The organism is Pseudomonas sp. Sample_14, assembly GCF_004307515.1.
Classification (GTDB): domain Bacteria; phylum Pseudomonadota; class Gammaproteobacteria; order Pseudomonadales; family Pseudomonadaceae; genus Aquipseudomonas; species Aquipseudomonas atacamensis.
Window position 1 is genome coordinate 37,103 of the sequence record NZ_RCOC01000076.1, and the last position, 19,791, is coordinate 56,893.

Below are 19,791 nucleotides of genomic sequence, written 5' to 3' on the forward strand. Positions count from 1 at the left end.
CGGGTCAGATCAGGCAATCCACTTCTTGTCCCCGGTGAAGCTGATCGTCAGCCACCTCGCCGCATCCGGTTCACCCAACTGCGCCGATATCTGCTCACGTAGCGCGTCCAGCTGCGCGACATTGCGCAGCGGATACTCCGCCGGCAACACCACATGAATTTCGATGAACCGCGCCCGACCGTGCTTTTGCACGTAGGACACGTAATCCTCGAAACCATGCTCGACCTTCGCCACCTCCATGACCTGCCTGACCTGCTCATCCAGAGTGTCCGGGGCAATACCCAGCACATCACGCAACGCCGGGGCGAGGATCTTCAACGCCGGGGGCAGCATGGTCAGCGCCAGCACGATCAGGATCAGCGGGTCGACATACACCGCCCACTCGCCATAGCCCTGGGACTTGAGCAGCAGCGCGGCGAGGAAACTGATCAACAACCCCACCGAGAGCATCGCGTCGACCAGCCAACTGATGTTGTCGAACTGGATGAGGCTGGATTTGAGCGTGCGATTACGCCGGCGCACGTAAAAGAAGTAGGCGAACTCGACGACGGTAAACACCGCCGCATAGACGATCACCAGACCCAACTCAATATCACGACCACCATTGATGATGCCGAACACGCCGTTGAGAAAGGCGTAGATGGCGATCAGCAGCAGGAAGCTGCCCTCGATCAGCAACACCATCGGTTCCAGATGCCAGAAGCCGAACTGGAAACGCTGATTGCTTTGCTTGGCGATCAGCCGGGCGGTGATCAGCATCAGGATTTTGATGAATGTCGCGATCAGCGAAAAAAAGCCATCGAACAGGATGGATTGCGAACCTGAAACAAAACCGGTGACGATCCCGGCAATCGACACCGCCAGCATCAGCAGCGTCGATTGTTTGAGCAGTGCCTGCTCACCTCGGTTACTCACTTGAACGCCTCATGAAACCTTGCACACCGCCGAATGCAGTGGGCTGGTTGAGTGCGGAGTTTAGCTTATCGTCCTGTTTTGCCTGTGCCGGCCTTTTCGCGAGCAGGTTCGCTCCCACAGTTTGAAATGCATTCTCCTGTGGGAGCGAGCCTGCTCGCGAATGGCTCAGCGCCGTATCAAGCCTTGTTACGCTCGATGGCAAACCCGGCCCAGGTCTGGCTCACCGGCATCAGCTCCAGGCTGTTGATGTTGATGTGCGCCGGGGTATTCATCACCCAGAAAATCGTCTCGGCGATGTCCTGCGGCTGGATCGGCTCGGCGCCAGCGTAAGTGGCGTTGTAGCGTTCCTGATCACCGGCAAAACGCACCAGCGAGAACTCGCTTTCGCACAGGCCGGGTTCGATGTTGCTGACCCGCACGCCAGTACCCTGCAGGTCACAACGCAGGTTCAGCGAGAACTGTTTGACGAAGGCTTTGGTCGCGCCGTACACGTGGCTGCCCGGGTACGGATAGTTGCCGGCGATGGAACCGAGGTTGACGATACCGGCACCACGGCCGTGGGCGATCAGCCGAGGCAGCAGCAGGCGGGTGGCGTACATCAGGCCTTTGACGTTGGTGTCGACCATGGTGTCCCAGTCATCCAGATCGCATTTCGGCGCCGGGTCGACGCCGAGCGCCAGGCCGGCGTTGTTGATCAAGCCACGGAGTTTGGCAAACGACGGCGGCAGGTTGGCGATTGCCTCCTCCATCGCCTTGCGATCGCGCACATCGAGGACCAGACCATGCACTTCGGTCTGCTTCGACAGTTCAGCGCACAGGGCATTGAGGCGTTCTTCACGACGGCCGGTCAGGACCAGCTTCCAGCCAGCCTCGGCAAAACGCCGGGCACAGGCTTCACCAAAACCGGACGTCGCGCCGGTGATAAACAGGGTGTCGGACATCGTGTTCTCCTTGCTTCGGCCGCCACGGCAGCCCTTGGAATAGAAAATCAGCAGGCAGCATGCCCGCCCTCGCGGATACGGGCAACACTTGCCAGCTGTACAAAAATCAACCAGACCTGCCAAGGCCATAGCCAGCGTGGCCTGTAGCCATGTGCACGCATGTTATCCACAGTCTGCTCCACAGTTTCCGGGGGCAAGTGCAAACGCGCAAAGCCGCGCCACACAAGGCTTTGCGGGCGAAATGGAAAGTTTTTTGCTTGACCGTGAGGCGGGGGATGTGCGGGACAGGGCATTTTGCACGACGGACGGTGCAACCGGGTGATTGCGCGAGGCCAGCAATTACGGCGCTCCGCGAGGTCTTTCCAGAGTTTAGTCACAGACTTATCCACAGGCTTTTACACACAACAGTACCCGACCTGGATTCGCTATAAAAAGGTTGACAATGGCGCCTCGCGCCTGCTTGAAACTTACTGATCAAAAAACAATCACAAGCCTGGAGGCCACGTATTACAAGGCCTGCAACCATATACACCCATGTTATTCACAGCCAGTTCCACAGTAACCGGGGACAAGTCAAAACTGTGGAAAAACAGCCATTTGCAGCGTCTATATGTCGCGCTTTGGCAGCTTGGGGAATTTGTTTTCCACAATTTCGGGAATTAGCCAATTTACCTGTGGTGGATTCAAAAAAAAAAGCCCCGGGACTCTCGTCGCCGGGGCTGTGTACAACCGCGAGAAGAATCAGTGCCCGCCAAGATAGGCGTTACGCACCTCCTCATTCACCAACAGTTCTTTACCGGTGCCGGTCAGGCGAATCTCGCCGTTGACCATCACATACGCCCGGTCCGACAGCTTCAACGCATGATTAGCGTTCTGCTCGACGAGGAAAATCGTCATCCCGGTTTTCGCCAGCTCGCGCAGCGTGGCGAAAATCTGCTTCACCACGATCGGTGCCAGGCCCAGGCTCGGTTCATCGAGCAGCAACAGCTTCGGCCGGCTCATCAGCGCACGCGCGATGGCGAGCATCTGCTGTTCACCGCCAGACATGGTCATCGCCCGCTGATTGCGTCGCTCTTCAAGCCGTGGAAACAGCTCGAACATGCGCTGCATGTCCTCTTTGGCGTACTTGTCGCCAATCGGGATGGTGCCCATCAGCAGGTTCTCCTCGACGGTCATGTCGGGGAACACCCGCCGCCCTTCCGGTGACTGCGCGATGCCGTTGGAGGCGATGTAGTGCGAGGACTTGTGGGTAATGTCGACGCCCTGATACAGAATCTGCCCGCCCGCCGCCCGTGGCTGGCCGAAGATCGACATCAGCAAGGTCGACTTGCCGGCACCGTTGGAGCCGATCAGGCTGACGGTCTCGCCTTCGTTGATCTGCAGGGAAACGCCTTTGAGCGCCTGGATGGGGCCGTAGAACACGTCCAGATTGCGCAGTTCGAGGATCGGTTGACTCATACCAGCTCCTCTTCGTCGGCGCCCAGATAGGCCGCGATCACTTTCGGATCGTTGCGGATCGCTTCCGGCCCGCCTTCGGCGATGACGATGCCGTGGTCGAGAACCACGATGTGATCGGAAATGCTCATGACCATGCCCATGTCGTGTTCGATCAGCACCACGGTCAGATCGTGCTCGTCGCGCAGCAGCCGGATCATCGCGCTGAGCGCTTCGGTTTCCTGAGGATTGAGGCCGGCGGCCGGTTCGTCGAGGCAGATGATCTGCGGCCGCGTGCACATGGCCCGAGCGATCTCCAGACGGCGTTGTTGGCCGTACGAGAGTTCACCGGCGAGACGGTTGGCGCAGTCGACCAGATCGACCACTTCGAGCCAGTAGAACGCGACATCCAGCGCATCGCTCTCGGCCTTGCGATAGCCCTTGGTGTTGAGAATACCGGCGAGCATGTTGCGGTTGACCCACATGTGCTGCGCCACGAGCAGGTTTTCCAGCACCGACATTTCCTTGAACAGGCGAATGTTCTGGAACGTACGGGCGAGACCTGCACGGTTCACCAGGTGAGTACCGCCGAACATCTTGTAGTAAATGCGGCTGAGGAAGGATTTCGGCGAGACGAAATCGGTCGGTTTGAACGACTCGCCCAGCAACTGGATGACGTTGGTCTGCTGGCCGCGCACATTGAGTTCGATCTTGCCGCCCGTGGCCTTGTAGAAACCGGTCAGGCAGTTGAACACCGTGGTCTTGCCGGCGCCATTGGGGCCGATCAGGGCGAAGATCGAATTGCGTTTGACCTTCAGGCTGACATCGCTCAAAGCCTTGATGCCACCGAAATGCATCATCAGTTTTTCAACAGAGAGTACGACTTCACTCATGGCGCAGTCCTCTCGTAGTGAATGGCACCTTTGCGTGGTTTGACCCCGGTGCGGCTGATGCGGATCAGCCCGCGTGGTCGCCAGATCATCATCAACACCATCAGGATGCCGAACAGCAGCACGCGGTATTCAGCGAAGCCGCGCAGCAGTTCCGGAGCGACGGTGAGCACGAATGCGGCGATGACTACGCCAATGGTCGAGCCCATGCCGCCGAGCACGACGATGGCGAGGATCAGCGCCGATTCAAAGAAGGTGAACGAGGTCGGGTTGACGAAGCCTTGATAAGTGGCGAAGAACACCCCGGCCAGACCCGCCGTCGACGCACCGATGGTGAACGCCGAGAGCTTGACCAGCACGTGGTTGAGGCCCATCGAGCGGCAGGCGATTTCATCTTCACGCAGGGCTTCCCAGGCGCGACCGACCGGCATCTTCACCAGCCGATGCTTGACGTACAACACCGCCAGCACCACCAGGAACAGCACTGCGTAGATGAAGTAATACTTCACGTCGGGGTTGTAGGTCAGACCGAAGAACTCATGGAACGGTACTCCGCCATCCTTCGCCCGCTTGCCGAACTCCAGGCCGAAGAACGTCGGCAATGGCGCCGGCATGCCGTTCGGGCCGCCGGTCAGGGACAGCCAGTTGTTCAGCACCAGACGAATGATTTCGCCGAAGCCCAGGGTCACGATCGCCAGATAGTCACCGTGCAGACGCAACACCGGAAAACCGAGAATGCATCCCGCCAGGCCTGCGGTAATCGCCGCCAGGGGCAGCACCGTCCAGAAACCCAGACCCAGATATTGATAACCCAAAGCCAGACCATAGGCGCCGATGGCGTAGAACGCCACGTAACCAAGATCGAGCAGCCCGGCCAGACCGACCACAATGTTCAGCCCCAGCCCCAGCAGCACGTAGATCAAACCGAGGATGACCACCCCGAGCAGGTAGGAGTTGGAAACAAACGGCACGATGATAGCCAGCACAATGATCAGCGGGATGATCCAGCGCAGCCGCGATTTGTAATCTGCCGGCAGCACGTGCACGCCGGAACCGCTGCTCTCGAACCCGTCGAGGATCTTCAGGCCCTTGGGCGTTTGCAGGAACAGGCTGAGGGCAAAGCGACCGGCCATGACGATGGCAATGATCCACGCCACGCGGGTCGCTTCGAGGTTGAAGCTGTAGCCGTCGAGGACCACGCCGACAATCGGCCCGAACACGATCAGCGCAATCAGGCCGGCAAGTATCGCCTCGACCAGACTTTTTTTGATATCGATGGATTTTTCAGTGGTTGCAGACATCGCTTACACCTTCGACACAAGAGGACGGCCCAACAGGCCCTGCGGCCGGAAGACCAGTACGAGGACGAGCAGCGAGAAACTGAACACGTCTTTGTAGTCGGAGTTGACCAGACCGGAGAACAGCGACTCGGAGATGCCGAGGATGATCCCGCCGAGCATCGCGCCGGGCAGTGAACCGATGCCGCCCAGAACCGCTGCGGTGAACGCCTTGATGCCGATGATGAAGCCGGCATAGAAGTCGAACGTGCCGTAGTTCATGGTGATCAGCACACCGGCCAGTGCGGCCATGGCTGCACCGATGATGAACACGTAGGAAATCACCCGGTCGGTGTTGATCCCCAGGATCGAGGCCATCTTGCGGTCTTGCTGGGTCGCGCGGCACATGCGGCCGAGCTTGGTGTATTTGATGACGTAGGTCAGCAGCCCCATGCCGACAAACGCGGCGATCAGGATGAAGACTTTGGTGTAGGTCAGTTGTACGAAGCCGGTGCCGACTTCAACACGCCAGGCACCGGTCAGCAGCGTAGGTACGCCCTGTTGTTTGGCGCCCTGAGCGATCTGTGCGTAGTTCTGCAGAATCAGCGAAATACCGATGGCGCTGATCAGCGGCGCCAGGCGGGTCGAGTTACGCAGGGGTTTGTAGGCAACACGCTCGATGACCCAGCCATACACCGCCGTGACGACGATGGTGAAGATCAGCGTGCCGAGCATCAGCAGCGGGAAGGATTCGATACCGAAGTAAGCCAGCAGAGCCAGACTGATTGCCGCCAGGTAAGCGGAAATCATGTAAACCTCGCCGTGGGCGAAGTTGATCATGCCGATGATGCCGTAGACCATTGTGTAGCCGATGGCGATCAGGCCATAGACCGACCCGAGGGTCAGGCCATTGACCAGTTGCTGCAGGAAAATACCATCCATAACGCAATCTCACGCAGTGAGAACCTGCGCGCCCATGACGCGCGGTTCTTCTAGGAAAAATACAGATGTACGTCGGAGCAATGTCGGAGCGTGATCAGCCCTGACCACACGGAACCCTTTTGTGGGAGCGAGCCTGCTCGCGAAAGCGGTTGAACATTCAACGCAGAGGTTGTTTGTCAGTGCGTCTTCGCGAGCAGGCTCGCTCCCACAGGGGATCGGTAGTGATCAGATGATCGCTTCAGCCCTTACTTCTGCTTTTCCAGCTGGTGGTATTTGCCGTCCTTGTCCCACTGGTAAACCACGTAGTCGGAGACTTTCAGGTCGCCCTTGGCGTCCCAGGTCTTCTCGCCCATCACGGTTTTCACCGGATTCTTCTTCAGCCAGGCCGCAGCCTCTTCACCCTTGTTGGACTTGGCGCCGTTGAACGCTGCCGCCAGGGTCTGAACCGAGGCGTAGGCGTACAGGGTGTAGCCTTCAGGCTCGGTGCCGGCCTTGCGGAACGCGTCCACTACGGTCTTGCTTTCAGGCAACAGGCGCGGGTCGGCGCCGAAGGTCATCAGCACGCCATCGGTGAATTGCGGGCCGCCAGCGGTGGTCACCAGCTCGTCGGTCACGATGCCGTCGTCGGACATGAACTTGACGTCTTTCAGGCCTTGCTCACGCAACTGGCGAACCAGTGGACCGGCTTCCGGATGCAGGCCGCCGAAGTAGACGACATCGGCGCCGGCGCCACGGATCTTGGTGACGATGGTGCTGAAGTCTTTCTCGCCACGGGTCAGGCCTTCGTACAGCACAGGCTTGACGCCGCGTTTTTCCAGCTGAGCCTTGGTAGCGTCCGCCAGGCCTTGGCCGTAGGTGTCCTTGTCGTGCAGCACGACGACTTTCTTGCCCTTGAGCATGTCGACGATGTAGTCGCCGGCAACGATGCCTTGCTGGTCATCACGTCCGCACATACGGAACATGGCGCTGAGGCCACGCTCGGTAACTTGCGGGTTGGTCGAGCCCGGGGTGATCGCGATGATCCCGGCTTCGTCGTAGATTTCCGAGGCTGGAATGGTCGACGAGGAGCAGAAGTGCCCGACCACGCCGGCGACTTTCTGGTTGGTGAGGTCCTTGGCGACCGTCACCGCCTGCTTCGGTTCGCAGGCGTCGTCGCCTTTGACCAGGACGATTTTTTCCCCATTGACGCCGCCCGCCGCGTTGACCGCATCGGCCGCCGCCTGTGCACCCTTCATGTACTGCTCGCCGAATGCCGCGTTGGCACCGGTCATCGGACCCGCTACACCGATCTTGATATCAGCTTGAGCAAACGCAGAAACACCCAGCGCAGTAGCGACTGCGAGGGCCAGAAAGCCTTTCTTGTAAAACGTCTGGGACATGAGGTGGTGCTCCAAGGTTTTTTTTAGTTGGCACTGCGACTTCACTTCACTCAAAGCTCAGAGCAAGGCCCGTGCCATCGGTTTTTTATTCTTCAAAAAGTCGCTGCGTTGTTGTTATTTCGACTGTTTCGGTCCCATTTTCATTGGGCGTGCAACCGTCTAAACCGCGGAAGGTGAAACCATTTGTTTTTTCAGGCGCAACCCGCACGCGCCATCATTGCAACCGCAGCGGCAAACGACGTGCAACCAGCCTGTAACAGCACGCGTCACCGAACTGCACACTGCTGGTGCGGGACTGCTACAACCCGCACCATTACAGGCTAGTCGCTGGATGCAAAAGCGCCGCTTGCGGCAACAAATTTCAACACTCAAATGACGATGCGCAGGCACTGGCCCGCGTGATACAGGGAAAACCCGGCCTCGTACAGGCAACTGCGCAAGCCCACACCGGCCAGGGGCTGCATCGGTGCGAAGGGAATCGGCAGTGCCTGCGGATCACCGTTGCACAGGTAATCGGCGAAGGCTTTGCCGACCACCGTACCGGTGGTGACGCCGCGACCGTTATAACCGGTGACGGCTACCAGTCCGGGCGCGGGCTCGAACAGCCGCATCAGGTGATCAGGGGTAAACGCAATGCGCCCGGTCCAGGTGCATTCCCACTCGACCGGCTTCAGATTGGGGAAGTAATGCTGCTGCACCCGATCAGCCCAGGCCTTGAGAAACCAGGTCGGTTTCTGGTTGCCATTGCCCAGGCTGCCGAGCAACAGGCGCCCGTCCTTGTCACGGCGGATGCTGCTCAGCACCTGACGGGTGTCCCACGAGCCCTGCCCGCCGGGAAGAATTTCCTGCGCGGCGTCTTCGCTGAGCGGCACCGAGGCGACCTGATAGTAATAACCGGGAAAGAAATTGCGCTTGAGTTCGGTCCAGTCGCCTTCGGTGTAGGCGTTGGAGGCGATGACCACTTGTTCGGCGAGCACCGAGCCCTGGGCGGTCTGTACCGACCAGTTCTGCCCGATGCGCTCGAGGCGAGCCACTGGCGAATGATCGAACATTTGCCCGCCGAGCCCGCGCACGGCATTGGCCAGCCCGGTGACATAGGCCATCGGATTGAGCGTGCCGGCGCGGCGATCAAGCAACGCGGCGGCGATTTTCTGCGTGCCGGTGGCTTGCTCGCAGGCCTTGCCGGTCAGCAGTTCGACCGGCGCGCCACGACGTTTCCATTGCTGCTCGCGACTGCGCAGATCCGCCTCGCCCTTGGCGTTATGCGCCATGTGCAAAGTGCCTTCGCGGCGCAATTGGCAATCGATGGCGTATTTATCCACAAGGCTGAACACCAGCGCCGGCGCCGCACCGAGCATGCGGTTGAGCTGACTGCCGACCGCCTCGCCGAACCCGGCTTCGATCTCGTCCGGAGGAATCCACATGCCGGCGTTGACCAGCCCGACATTGCGCCCGGAGCCACCGTGCCCTGCGCGATGCGCTTCCAGCACGCAGACGCTTTTGCCTTTTTCCAACAGATGCAGCGCCGTTGACAACCCGGTGAACCCGGCGCCGATCACACAGACATCGACCTTGACCTCGCCCCTGAGCGCGGCGTTATCCGGGCGTTGTGGCGTGAGCGTTTCCCACAGACATTCTTCGCGTAACGGCATTGCCAGACTCCAACAGAAACCCAACAAACACACAAACCTGAGTGAGCCCCCTGTGGCGAGGGGATTTAGCGAAACGTCGCACCGCCCCGCTGGGTCGCGGAGCGGCCCCAAAATTTCAAAAGCGACGACTGCTTCGCAGCCGAACGGGGATAAATCCCCTCGCCACAGTGCTCACTCCTACAGACGATCTCCACCTTTCAGTCGAATGTAATGCCCTGCGCCAAAGGCAATTCCAGCGAGTAGTTGACGGTGTTGGTCTGCCGGCGCATGTACGCGCGCCAGGCATCGGAGCCGGATTCACGGCCGCCGCCGGTCTCTTTCTCGCCACCAAATGCACCGCCGATTTCCGCACCGCTCGGGCCGATGTTGACGTTGGCGATGCCGCAGTCGCTGCCGACCGCCGACATGAACCGCTCGGCCTCACGCACGTCGGTGGTGAAGATGCACGATGACAGGCCTTGCGGCACGGCGTTGTTCAGGCGCAGCGCTTCCTCGAAATCGCTGTAGCCAACCACATAGAGAATCGGCGCGAAGGTTTCGCTGCAGACCACGTCGCTCTGCTCGGGCATTTCCACGATGGCCGGCGACACGTAGTAGGCGTTGGGGAATTGCTCTTCCAGTTGACGCTTGCCACCGAACACCCGGCCGCCTTCGCTTAGTGCCTGTTCCAGCGCATCCTGCATGTTTTCGAAGCTGTGCTTGTCGATCAGCGGGCCGACCAGATTGCCTTCCAGCGGATGGCCGATGCGTACTTTCGAATAGGCAGCCTTGAGGCGGGTGACGATTTCTTCCTTGACCGATTCATGGGCGATCAGACGACGCAAAGTCGTGCAGCGTTGCCCGGCGGTGCCGACGGCGCTGAACAGAATCGCGCGCACTGCCATGTCCAGATCGGCGCTCGGGCCGAGGATCATAGCGTTGTTGCCGCCCAGTTCGAGAATGCTGCGGGCGAAACGCGCGGCGACTTTCGGCGCCACTTCGCGGCCCATGCGTGTGCTGCCGGTGGCGCTGATCAGCGCAATACGCGGATCATCGACCAGCGCTTCGCCGGCATCGCGTCCGCCGATCACCACTTGGCACAGGCTCGCCGGGGCATCGCTGAAATTCTTCACTACGCGATCAAACAGCGCCTGACAGGCCAGCGCGGTCAGCGGGGTTTTCTCTGATGGCTTCCACACCACCGGGTTGCCGCAGACCAGCGCCAGGGTGGTGTTCCAGGCCCACACTGCGACCGGGAAGTTGAACGCGCTGATGACGCCGACCACGCCAAGCGGATGCCAGGTTTCACGCATATGGTGGCCCGGGCGCTCGGAGGCGATGGTCAGACCGTACAGCTGGCGCGACAGGCCGACGGCGAAGTCGCAGATGTCGATCATCTCCTGCACTTCACCCAGACCTTCCTGAGTGATCTTGCCGGCCTCCCACGACACCAGCTCGCCGAGGTCGGCCTTGTACTCGCGCAACACTTCGCCGAACTGGCGCACCAGCTCACCGCGACGCGGCGCCGGCACCTTGCGCCAGTGCTCGAATGCATGATCTGCGCGACTGATGTGTTGCTCGACTTCGGCAGCGCCTTCCCAGTTCACCGAGGCAATTTCGCTGCCGTCGATGGGCGAATGCACCGGCACTTTGCCGTTCTGGTACAGGGCCGGGTTGACTCCCAGACGATCAAGCAATGCGGCTACCATCGGTCTCTCCTCAAGCAAAAACAGAATGTGTGCGGCCATCCTTCGCATGGCCGGGCAGGCCTTTAGTTGTAGCCTCACTGCGGCGATGCAACAAACGACCTTTACGCCAGATATCATTCCGTTTATTCATGCTGCCTAGCGAAAGACAAGAAAAAGGACTGGCCATGCTGAACAAACGCCACTTGCCCTCGATCACCGCGCTGCAATGCTTCGAGGCCGTGACCCGGCACCTGAGTTTTACCCGCGCCGCCGAAGAGCTGAACCTGACCCAGAGTGCGGTGAGCAAACAGGTCGCGCAGCTTGAAGAACTGTTGCAGCACTTGCTGTTCCGCCGCGTGCGTCGGCGTTTGCAGATGACGCCGGCCGGGGATTTGTATCTGGTCGAGGTCAGAAAAATCCTCAGCCAAGTGGAGATGTCGACGCATTACCTGCGTTCCTACGGCGGCGAAACCGAAGTCCTGCGCGTTTCCACCCCTTCGACCTTCGGCGCCCGTTGGCTGGTGCCGCGCCTGAAAGGCTGGCGCCTGCGCCATCCGTCGATTCATCTGGATCTGTGCAACGAACAGGAGGCCGACGATCTGTTGCAAGGGCGCAGCGATCTGGCTTTCTATTTCGGCCAGGCTTCGCGTCCGGGCACCGAATGCCTGAAATTGTTCGGCGAACAACTGGTGCCGGTCTGCGCCCCGGCCAGCCTGCCGGACACACCATTCACTGACCCGACGCAACTCACCGACCTGGTGCTGCTGCAAAATGCCTCGCGACCGCAGGCCTGGCACGACTGGTTCGACAGTCAGGGCTACCACACCGAACACAGCTACCACGGGCCGCGTTTCGAAACCTTTTACATGTGCATCCGCGCCGCCCAGGTCGGTTGTGGCGTGGCGCTGCTGCCGCGGTTTCTGGTGGAAGAGGAATTGGCCGAAGGCAAACTGGTCATACCCTGGCAGCATGCGATGCCCAGCAGCGATGCCTATTACCTGGCCTACCCGGAGCACGCGGCGGAAGTGCCGAAGGTGCGGGATTTTGTGAAATGGATGCTTGAACAAATCGATAGCCCGGTGTGAGGTCAACCGGGATCCCTGTGGGAGCGAGCCTCCTCGCGAAAGCGTCGGGTCAGCCACATCATCTTTAACTGACACACCGCATTCGCGAGCAGGCTCGCTCCCACAGTGGATCTGCGGCGCTCTGAAAAAATGCTGGCAATCCCCACCGCCGATATGCGCCACTAGCGCCATCGATATAGACCGCGCCAGGCGCGGCGCAACTGGAGACCCGTTTATGAGCGAGAGTGTGTTTGCCGATCGCATCGTGCAGAACCTGCTCGACACCGACTTCTACAAGCTGACGATGATGCAGGCGGTGCTGCACAACTACCCCAACGTCGAAGTCGAATGGGAGTTCCGTTGCCGCAACGCCGAGGATCTGCGTCCGTATCTGGCCGAGATTCGTCATCAGATCGAGCGTCTGGCCGAGCTGAGCCTGAGTGCCGATCAGTTGAGTTTTCTCGAGCGCATCAGCTTTTTGAAACCGGATTTTCTGCGCTTTCTCGGCCTGTTCCGCTTCAATCTGCGCTATCTGCACACAGGCATCGAGAACGGAGAACTGTTCATCCGCCTGCGCGGGCCATGGCTGCATGTGATCCTCTACGAGGTGCCGCTGCTGGCGATCGTCAGCGAAGTGCGCAATCGCTATCGCTACCGGGAGACCTCGCTGGAGCAGGCACGCGAACAGCTGTATCGCAAGTTCGACTGGCTGACCGCCAATGCTTCGGCCGATGAGCTGTCGCAATTGCAGGTCGCCGATTTCGGCACCCGCCGACGCTTTTCCTTTGGCGTGCAGGCCGAAGTGGTCAACGTGCTCAAGCATGATTTCCCGGGGCGTTTCGTCGGTACCAGCAACGTGCATCTGTCCCGCGAGCTCGACATGAAACCGCTGGGCACCATGGCCCACGAGTGGATCATGGCCCATCAGCAACTCGGCCCGCGCCTGATCGACAGCCAGATCGCCGCGCTCGATTGCTGGGTTCGCGAGTACCGTGGCCTGCTCGGCATCGCCCTCACCGACTGCATCACTACCGATGCGTTTCTTGGCGATTTCGATCTGTTCTTCGCCAAGCTCTTCGATGGCCTGCGCCACGATTCCGGGGACCCGGTGGCGTGGGGCGAAAAGTGCATCGCGCACTACCACAAGCTCGGCATCGACCCGATGAGCAAGACCCTGGTGTTCTCCGACAGTCTGACCCTGCCGAAATCGTTGGAGATTTTCCGCGCGCTGCACGGTCGCATCAATGTGAGCTTCGGCATCGGTACCAACCTCACCTGCGATATCCCGGGTGTCGAACCGATGAGCATCGTGCTTAAAATGACCGCCTGCAACGGCCAGCCGGTGGCGAAGATCTCCGACGAGCCTGGCAAGACCCACTGCAAAGATCCGAATTTCGTCGCCTATTTGCGACATGTGTTTCAGGTTCCTGCCGAATCCAGTCTATCTAGCAAGGAGTGAATTCATGCAAGCCGTACAGCGTGAGATTGCTGAGCAGCTCAAGGTGCAACCACCGTTCGCCGACGATCAGGCCCTGCAGGCCGAAGTCGCCCGGCGCCTGACGTTCATTCAGGATTGTCTGGTCAATTCCGGGCTCAAGACCCTGGTGCTGGGCATCAGCGGCGGCGTCGATTCACTGACCGCCGGCCTCCTGGCCCAGCGCGCGGTGCGTGAACTGCGCGAAAAAACCGGCGACGACCGCTACAAATTCATCGCCGTGCGCCTGCCCTACGAAACCCAGTTTGACGAGCACGACGCCAAGGCCTCGCTCGACTGCATCGCCCCTGACGAAATCCACACCGTGAACATCGGCCCGGCGGTCAAGGCGCTGGCGGCTCAGGTGTCGGCGTTCGAAGGCAAACCGGCGGCGTCAGTGGATTTCGTGCTGGGCAATACCAAGGCACGGATGCGCATGGTGGCGCAGTACACGATTGCCGGGGTGGCGGGCGGTCTGGTGATTGGCACCGACCACGCGGCGGAAGCAGTGATGGGTTTCTTCACCAAATTCGGCGATGGCGCCTGCGACCTCGCCCCGCTCAGCGGTCTGGTGAAAAATCAGGTGCGTGCGATTGCCCGCAGCTTTGGCGCGCCGGAAACGCTGGTCGAGAAAGTGCCGACGGCAGACCTGGAAGATCTTTCGCCGGGCAAACCGGACGAAGCAGCGCATGGCGTGACCTATGCCGAGATCGATGCGTTTCTGCACGGGGAAACGGTGCGGGACGAGGCGGCGAAGATCATTGTCGATACGTACAACAAGACTCATCACAAGCGGGTCATGCCGTTTGCGCCTTGATTTTTCAAAGGCATGAAAAAGCCCGCGGAGGAGTGATCCTCAGCGGGCTTTTTCTTTGGCCATCAGTGAAGCGGATGGCCTCTTCGCGAGCAGGCTCGCTCCCACATTGGCCCTGATTACTTGACGACGATGGTGCCTTTCATCATCGAGATGTGGCCAGGGAACGAGCAGAAGAAGCCGTAGCCACCGTCAGCCACCTTGGCAACGTCAAAGGTCACCGAATCGGTTTCCTTGGCGCCGATGATCTTGGTGTGGGCGATGATTCGTGCGTCGCCATCTTTCAGGTAGTTCTTGTCGATACCGGCTGCCAGGCCGTCGGTAGCGATTGGCTGCATGTCAGCTTCTTTGCTGATCACCAGGTTATGACCCATGACGTTCTTCGGCAGGCTGCCGGAGTGGGTCAGTTCGACGGTGAAGGTCTTGCAGCTCTTGTCGATCACGATTTCCTTGGTGTTAAAGGACATCTGATCGGTGGAATCAACGGTGGTTTTGCACTCGGCAGCCATCAATTGGCTGCTGGCCAGCGCCAGCAGGGATACCGCAACAACTTTGGAAAACATGGTGAATCTCCAAGGCAGGGTTAACAAAAACACTAGTGGTGGAAAGACTGCCTGAAATCATCGCAAGTTCATATGACTTGAGTCAAAAATTGTATACAACTTTCAGGCTATGACACTCATCGACACAATCTAACGGCCATTTCGTTGGCCCAGACCTATGATCGGCCCACCTACTGAAACGGAGTGCCAGTCATGTTCTTTAACGGCCTGTTGTGCAGCTTGCTCGCCGCCTACGCCTGTGGCGCCAGCGGTACTTTTGAATCACCCGAACGCGAAGTCTAGACCTTGGAGCGCAGCGTGCCAGCCGTTACCCTGTGCGACTGATCGACTCAGGAGTAACGCATGTCGCTGAAATCCGTTTGTGTGTTTTGCGGTGCCAACGCCGGTACCGTGCCGGCCTACACCGAAGCTGCCGTGACCCTCGGCCGGGCATTGGCCGAGCGTAATCTGACGCTGGTCTACGGCGGTGGTGCCGTCGGTTTGATGGGCATTGTCGCTGATGCCGCGCTGGCGGCTGGCGGCGAAGTGATCGGCATCATTCCGCAAAGCCTGATGGACAAGGAGATCGGCCACAAGAGCCTGACGCGCCTGGAAGTGGTCGACGGCATGCATGCGCGCAAGGCGCGGATGGCTGAGCTGAGCGATGCGTTCATCGCCCTGCCCGGCGGCCTCGGCACGCTGGAAGAGCTGTTCGAAGTCTGGACCTGGGGCCAGCTCGGCTATCACGGCAAGCCTTTGGGGCTGCTGGAAGTGAACGGTTTCTACACCAAACTCACGGCTTTTCTCGATCATATCGTCGGCGAAGGCTTCGTTCGCGCGCCACACCGTGACATGCTGCAAGTGAGCGAATCGCCAGATTCGCTGCTCGACGCCCTCGATCAGTGGCAGCCGACCGTCACGCCCAAGTGGGTCGACCAAAAACCCGGTTAACCCCCGGACACCGATACAGGGCAGAATACGCGCCGCTCAACCTCACCTTCGACCCCAGAGGATCGCCCATGGCCAAACCCAATTACTCCTTCGCCAAACGTCAACGAGACCTGGCAAAGGAACAGAAGAAAGAGGAAAAGCTTCAGCGCAAGAAGCAAACCGCTGAAGAAGCGGCACTGAACCCTGACGGTGAAGTGGCGACCGATGATGATGTTGATGCATCCGATGCACCGAAAGATCAGACGCCCGACGCCTGAGCCCCACCGGGTTTGATGATCGAATCAGACCCTGCGGATTTGTGACGGGGCTGGCAGTTCTGCTGCCGGCCCTCACAGCCTTGCTTTCTCTGACCCACCAAAATCCCTGTGGGAGCGAGCCTGCTCGCGAAAGCGGTGTATCTGTTACAAATCTATTAGCTGACCTGACGCTATCGCGAGCAGGCTCGCTCCCACATCTGAAAACTCATCAATTCTGAGGCATCACCGTAACCCGCACTTCCGGGTCGTGATTACCGCCACCGAGAATCACCCCCCGCAACGGCGACACATCGGAGAAATCCCTTCCCCACGCCAGCGTGATGTGTTCCAGCGCCGGCTGCACATTATTGGTCGGATCGAAATCCACCCAGCCCGATACCGGACAGAACACCGATACCCACGCATGCGAGGCGTCGGCGCCGATCAGGCGTGGCTGCCCCGGCGGCGGCTGGGTGAGCAGGTAGCCGCTGACATAACGCGCCGCCAGACCGCGCGAGCGCACACAGGCCAGCATCAGATGAGCGAAGTCCTGACACACGCCGCGTCGACGCTCCAGCACTTCCACCAGCGGCGTCGCCACCTGGGTGGCTTCGGCATCGAAGGTGAATTCGCTGAAGATCTTCTGCATCAGCGCCTGCACCCCGAGCAGCAACGGTCGCCCTGACGGAAAACAGCTTTGCGAGAACTCGACGAAGCTGCGCTTCAAATGCACATAAGGAGACTGGAACCGGTAGCGACAGGCTTCGAGCAAGTCGGCGGACAACGGCTGACTGCTGTAAGTCAGCGCATCGCGGGTCTGCTCCCACGCGGGCGAATGGTTGAAATCCAGCGCCGGCCGCGCCAGCACCTCGACCGTCAGCCGGGCGTTGACCTGCAATTGGTCATGGGGCCGTTCAAATGCCAGACGCGTCAACGGATTGCCGAATACGTCCAGTTCATCACGGCGCATGGTCGGCTCGGGACTAATCAACAGTTGCTGCTCGGTGCAGCGCTGCCAGCTGCATTCGCGCGGCCACAGGTGCGCCAGTTGCTGCGCGAGGGAGACCGGGCTGTCGTAGTGATAACAGGTGTCGTGGAAGATCTGATATTGAGCGCTCATCACACGGACACCGTTCGCTGGCTGACATCATCGACATGGGCGAAATGGCGCAGCGCCAGACGATCCGATACCTGGCCGCTGGCTTCGGCGATTTCCTGCAACAGATCGGCCAGACCCTCCAGCGCGGCACGTACGCTGGATTTGCCGAACAGCGGATTCTCCAGGCAACCGAGATCAAACCGCGACAGGCGCTCGACCAGTTGCGGCAGCGCGGTTTCCCGAGGCGCGGCGAAATCGTCGTTCAGGCGTTTCAGCGTGCGTGTCACCAGTTTCAGCTGAAACAGCACCGCGTGGGGGTTCTGCTCATCCAGCAGCAGCAAATCCAGCACCGGAATCAGTTGCGCCACCGCCAGATAGCGCGAGCGATAGGTAATGCTGCTGTTACCCAACTCCAGCAACCACTCCAGCCCCGCCTGATCGAACGCACCCGCACCGCGCAGAAACGCCGCCAGACTGCTGCTGAGAAATTGCAGGCGTTCGATGCGCCGGCCAATCATCAGAAAACGCCAGCCTTCGTCACGGGTCATGTCATCCAGGGCAAACCCCGACAGCGCTGCCAGCGACATCACCAGACGGTTGAGGAAATCCAGCAGTTCGCCGAAGTCCGGTTCATCGACTTCCAGCTCCAGCGCCTCGCGTTGCAATTCCACCAGCGCCTGCCAGTTTTCCCGGGACAGCTTGCCGCGCACTTGCGAGGCGGCCCATTGCAGGCGTTGCAAGTTGGAGCGCAGGCTGAACGACCAGTCCTCGCCCAGCAACGCAGCGAGCAGGCGCTCCGGCAGTTCGCCCTCATCCGGCAACAGCGCCAGCCGCTCGCCAAGATCGACCGCTGCTTGCAGCGCCTGCGGATCATCGCCATCGACGTAACGCGTGAGCATGATGCGCAGCAGCCGCGCGCTGTCGTCGCAGCGCTCGCAATAACGGCCGAACCAGAACAGATTCTCCACTACCCGCGATGGCAGGTAAGGATCGCGCCGCACCAGATCGTGCACGCCGACATTGCGCTGCGCCTTCCACTGCTCGCCACTTGGCGCACGGTCGCTGAGCACCCAGGTGTCCTTGCTCGCCCCACCGCGCTGCATCGACACCACTTCGGCATCAGCCTCGGCCGCCACTCGGGTCAGCCCCCCCGGCAACACGCGGTAGCCATCGTGGCTGGCCACCGCATACATGCGCATGCCGATCGCGCGGGGTTGCAGATGACCGTCCTCGGCTTGCCAGACCGGCGCCTGCGACAGTTGCGCAAGCTCTTGCGCGACGTAGGCATAAGGCCGTGCCTGCATACGCTGCGCCAGGTCGAGGCGCTGACTTTCATTCAAGTCACGGCCGAAAACAGGCGCGAAACTCTGCGACGGGAACGCCGGTTTGATCAGCAGCTCCGGAAGTTTTTCCAGCGCCTGCGCCAGCACTGGCGCTTCACCGCACCACCAGGTGGCGATCGACGGCAGGATCAGTTCCTCGCCGAACAGGAATTGATTGATCTTCGGCAGAAACCCCAGCAGGCCCGGCGATTCCAGCACGCCGCTGCCTAGCGCATTGGCGACCAGTACCCGCCCCTGGCGCACCGCCTCAAGCAGACCGGGGACCCCGAGCGCCGAGTCGGTCCGCAGTTCCAGCGGGTCGCAGAAATCATCGTCGAGGCGGCGCATGATCGCGTGCACCCGGCGCAGGCCACTGAGGGTTTTCAGGTAAACGGTGGCATTGCGCACCGTCAGATCGCCACCCTCGACCAGCGGATAACCGAGCTGGCGCGCCAGATACAGATGTTCGAAATAACTTTCATTGAACCGCCCCGGTGTCAGCAGCACCACCAGCGGTGCGTCATCGCCCTCCGGTGCCTGACGGGCCAGGGTTTCCTGCAAGGTGCGGAAGAAACCGGCCAGATGCTGGACCTTAAGATCCCGGTACAAATCAGGAAAGGCGCGGGAGACGATGGTGCGGTTTTCCAGCGCATAGCCGGCACCGGATGGCGCTTGGGTGCGATCGGCAGTGACCCACCAGCGACCATCCGGTGTGCGCGCCAGATCCACGGCATACAAATGCAGAAAGGCTGACTCGGGCGGGGCAATGCCCTGACAGGGCCAGAGAAAATTGTTGTGCCCGAACACCAGCTCGGCGGGCAGCAGGCCTTCGCTGATCAACCGCTGCGGACCGTACAGATCCGCCAGCACTGCATTGAGCAAGCGCGCACGCTGAGCGATGCCGGCGGACAATTGCTGCCATTCATCAGCCGCGATCACATGGGGCAGCAGATCCAGTTCCCACGGCCGATCAGCGCCTTTGGGATCGGCATAGACGTTATAGGTGACGCCGTTTTCCTGAATCTGCCGCGCCAGCAAGGCCTGACGCTGCACCAGTTGCGCCGGGCTGCTGCGCTGCAACTGATCGAACAGGCGCCGCCAATGCGCACGCACTGCGCCGCTGCCGTCGAGCAGTTCGTGATAGGTGCCCGCAGTCAGCGGGTAGCGGTCTAACAGGTCAGGCATGGAAAGC

General features: G+C 60.3%; 17 protein-coding genes. 5 read left to right on the forward strand and 12 right to left on the reverse strand.

Annotated features, from left to right (window positions below):
- Positions 1 to 9: 9 nt before the first annotated feature.
- From D8U61_RS18300 to D8U61_RS18340, 9 genes are all read right to left on the reverse strand, one after another.
- Positions 10 to 915, reverse strand: coding sequence for a cation diffusion facilitator family transporter (locus D8U61_RS18300; protein ID WP_130927423.1), 906 nt, complete (start codon positions 913 to 915; stop codon positions 10 to 12).
- Positions 916 to 1,091: 176 nt separating this feature from the next.
- Positions 1,092 to 1,856 carry an SDR family oxidoreductase gene (locus D8U61_RS18305; RefSeq protein WP_122748055.1) on the reverse strand — a complete coding sequence of 255 codons (765 nt, stop codon included), beginning with the start codon at positions 1,854 to 1,856 and terminating at the stop codon, positions 1,092 to 1,094.
- A gap of 741 nt (positions 1,857 to 2,597) precedes the next feature.
- Positions 2,598 to 3,314 (reverse strand): ABC transporter ATP-binding protein, encoded by a 717-nt coding sequence (locus tag D8U61_RS18310; RefSeq protein ID WP_076565449.1) that lies wholly within the window; start codon positions 3,312 to 3,314, stop codon positions 2,598 to 2,600.
- Entirely contained in the window at positions 3,311 to 4,183 is an 873-nt protein-coding gene (locus D8U61_RS18315; protein WP_130927424.1) for an ATP-binding cassette domain-containing protein, read from the reverse strand. The genes D8U61_RS18310 and D8U61_RS18315 overlap by 4 nt, the downstream gene beginning before the upstream one ends.
- The gene (gene livM, locus D8U61_RS18320; RefSeq protein WP_016771917.1) at positions 4,180 to 5,481 is read right to left on the reverse strand and encodes a high-affinity branched-chain amino acid ABC transporter permease LivM; all 1,302 of its coding nucleotides are present in this window, start codon (positions 5,479 to 5,481) and stop codon (positions 4,180 to 4,182) included. The genes D8U61_RS18315 and livM overlap by 4 nt, the downstream gene beginning before the upstream one ends.
- A gap of 3 nt (positions 5,482 to 5,484) precedes the next feature.
- Positions 5,485 to 6,399, reverse strand: a complete 915-nt coding sequence (locus tag D8U61_RS18325; protein WP_016771918.1) for a branched-chain amino acid ABC transporter permease — start codon at positions 6,397 to 6,399, stop codon at positions 5,485 to 5,487.
- Between the two features lie 245 nt (positions 6,400 to 6,644).
- Entirely contained in the window at positions 6,645 to 7,778 is a 1,134-nt protein-coding gene (locus D8U61_RS18330) for an ABC transporter substrate-binding protein (protein WP_130910618.1), read from the reverse strand.
- A gap of 368 nt (positions 7,779 to 8,146) precedes the next feature.
- The gene (locus tag D8U61_RS18335; protein WP_130927425.1) at positions 8,147 to 9,430 is read right to left on the reverse strand and encodes an FAD-binding oxidoreductase; all 1,284 of its coding nucleotides are present in this window, start codon (positions 9,428 to 9,430) and stop codon (positions 8,147 to 8,149) included.
- Positions 9,431 to 9,627: 197 nt separating this feature from the next.
- Positions 9,628 to 11,118 carry an aldehyde dehydrogenase family protein gene (locus tag D8U61_RS18340; protein WP_130927426.1) on the reverse strand — a complete coding sequence of 497 codons (1,491 nt, stop codon included), beginning with the start codon at positions 11,116 to 11,118 and terminating at the stop codon, positions 9,628 to 9,630.
- Between the two features lie 164 nt (positions 11,119 to 11,282).
- On the opposite strand from D8U61_RS18340, the gene D8U61_RS18345 reads away from it, so the two are divergent.
- The 3 genes from D8U61_RS18345 (at position 11,283) to nadE (ending at position 14,452) form a co-directional block, all read left to right on the forward strand.
- The gene (locus D8U61_RS18345; RefSeq protein WP_016771921.1) at positions 11,283 to 12,182 is read left to right on the forward strand and encodes a LysR family transcriptional regulator; all 900 of its coding nucleotides are present in this window, start codon (positions 11,283 to 11,285) and stop codon (positions 12,180 to 12,182) included.
- Between the two features lie 214 nt (positions 12,183 to 12,396).
- Positions 12,397 to 13,620 (forward strand): nicotinate phosphoribosyltransferase, encoded by a 1,224-nt coding sequence (gene pncB / locus D8U61_RS18350; RefSeq protein WP_024011382.1) that lies wholly within the window; start codon positions 12,397 to 12,399, stop codon positions 13,618 to 13,620.
- Positions 13,621 to 13,624: 4 nt separating this feature from the next.
- Positions 13,625 to 14,452: an ammonia-dependent NAD(+) synthetase gene (gene nadE / locus D8U61_RS18355; RefSeq protein ID WP_016771924.1), complete on the forward strand. Its 828-nt coding sequence runs from the start codon at positions 13,625 to 13,627 to the stop codon at positions 14,450 to 14,452.
- A gap of 116 nt (positions 14,453 to 14,568) precedes the next feature.
- Here nadE and azu read toward each other — a convergent pair whose 3' ends face one another.
- Positions 14,569 to 15,012: an azurin gene (gene azu / locus D8U61_RS18360; RefSeq protein WP_016771925.1), complete on the reverse strand. Its 444-nt coding sequence runs from the start codon at positions 15,010 to 15,012 to the stop codon at positions 14,569 to 14,571.
- Between the two features lie 342 nt (positions 15,013 to 15,354).
- On the opposite strand from azu, the gene D8U61_RS18365 reads away from it, so the two are divergent.
- Together D8U61_RS18365 and D8U61_RS18370 are read left to right on the forward strand one after the other, a co-directional pair.
- Positions 15,355 to 15,942 carry a TIGR00730 family Rossman fold protein gene (locus D8U61_RS18365; RefSeq protein ID WP_130927427.1) on the forward strand — a complete coding sequence of 196 codons (588 nt, stop codon included), beginning with the start codon at positions 15,355 to 15,357 and terminating at the stop codon, positions 15,940 to 15,942.
- Between the two features lie 68 nt (positions 15,943 to 16,010).
- Complete coding sequence (locus tag D8U61_RS18370) at positions 16,011 to 16,199, forward strand: hypothetical protein (RefSeq protein ID WP_016771927.1); 189 nt, start codon at positions 16,011 to 16,013, stop codon at positions 16,197 to 16,199.
- A gap of 208 nt (positions 16,200 to 16,407) precedes the next feature.
- Here D8U61_RS18370 and D8U61_RS18375 read toward each other — a convergent pair whose 3' ends face one another.
- The gene (locus D8U61_RS18375; RefSeq protein WP_130927428.1) at positions 16,408 to 17,298 is read right to left on the reverse strand and encodes a transglutaminase family protein; all 891 of its coding nucleotides are present in this window, start codon (positions 17,296 to 17,298) and stop codon (positions 16,408 to 16,410) included.
- The gene (locus D8U61_RS18380; protein ID WP_130927429.1) at positions 17,298 to 19,784 is read right to left on the reverse strand and encodes a circularly permuted type 2 ATP-grasp protein; all 2,487 of its coding nucleotides are present in this window, start codon (positions 19,782 to 19,784) and stop codon (positions 17,298 to 17,300) included. The genes D8U61_RS18375 and D8U61_RS18380 overlap by 1 nt, the downstream gene beginning before the upstream one ends.
- Positions 19,785 to 19,791 lie beyond the last annotated feature (7 nt).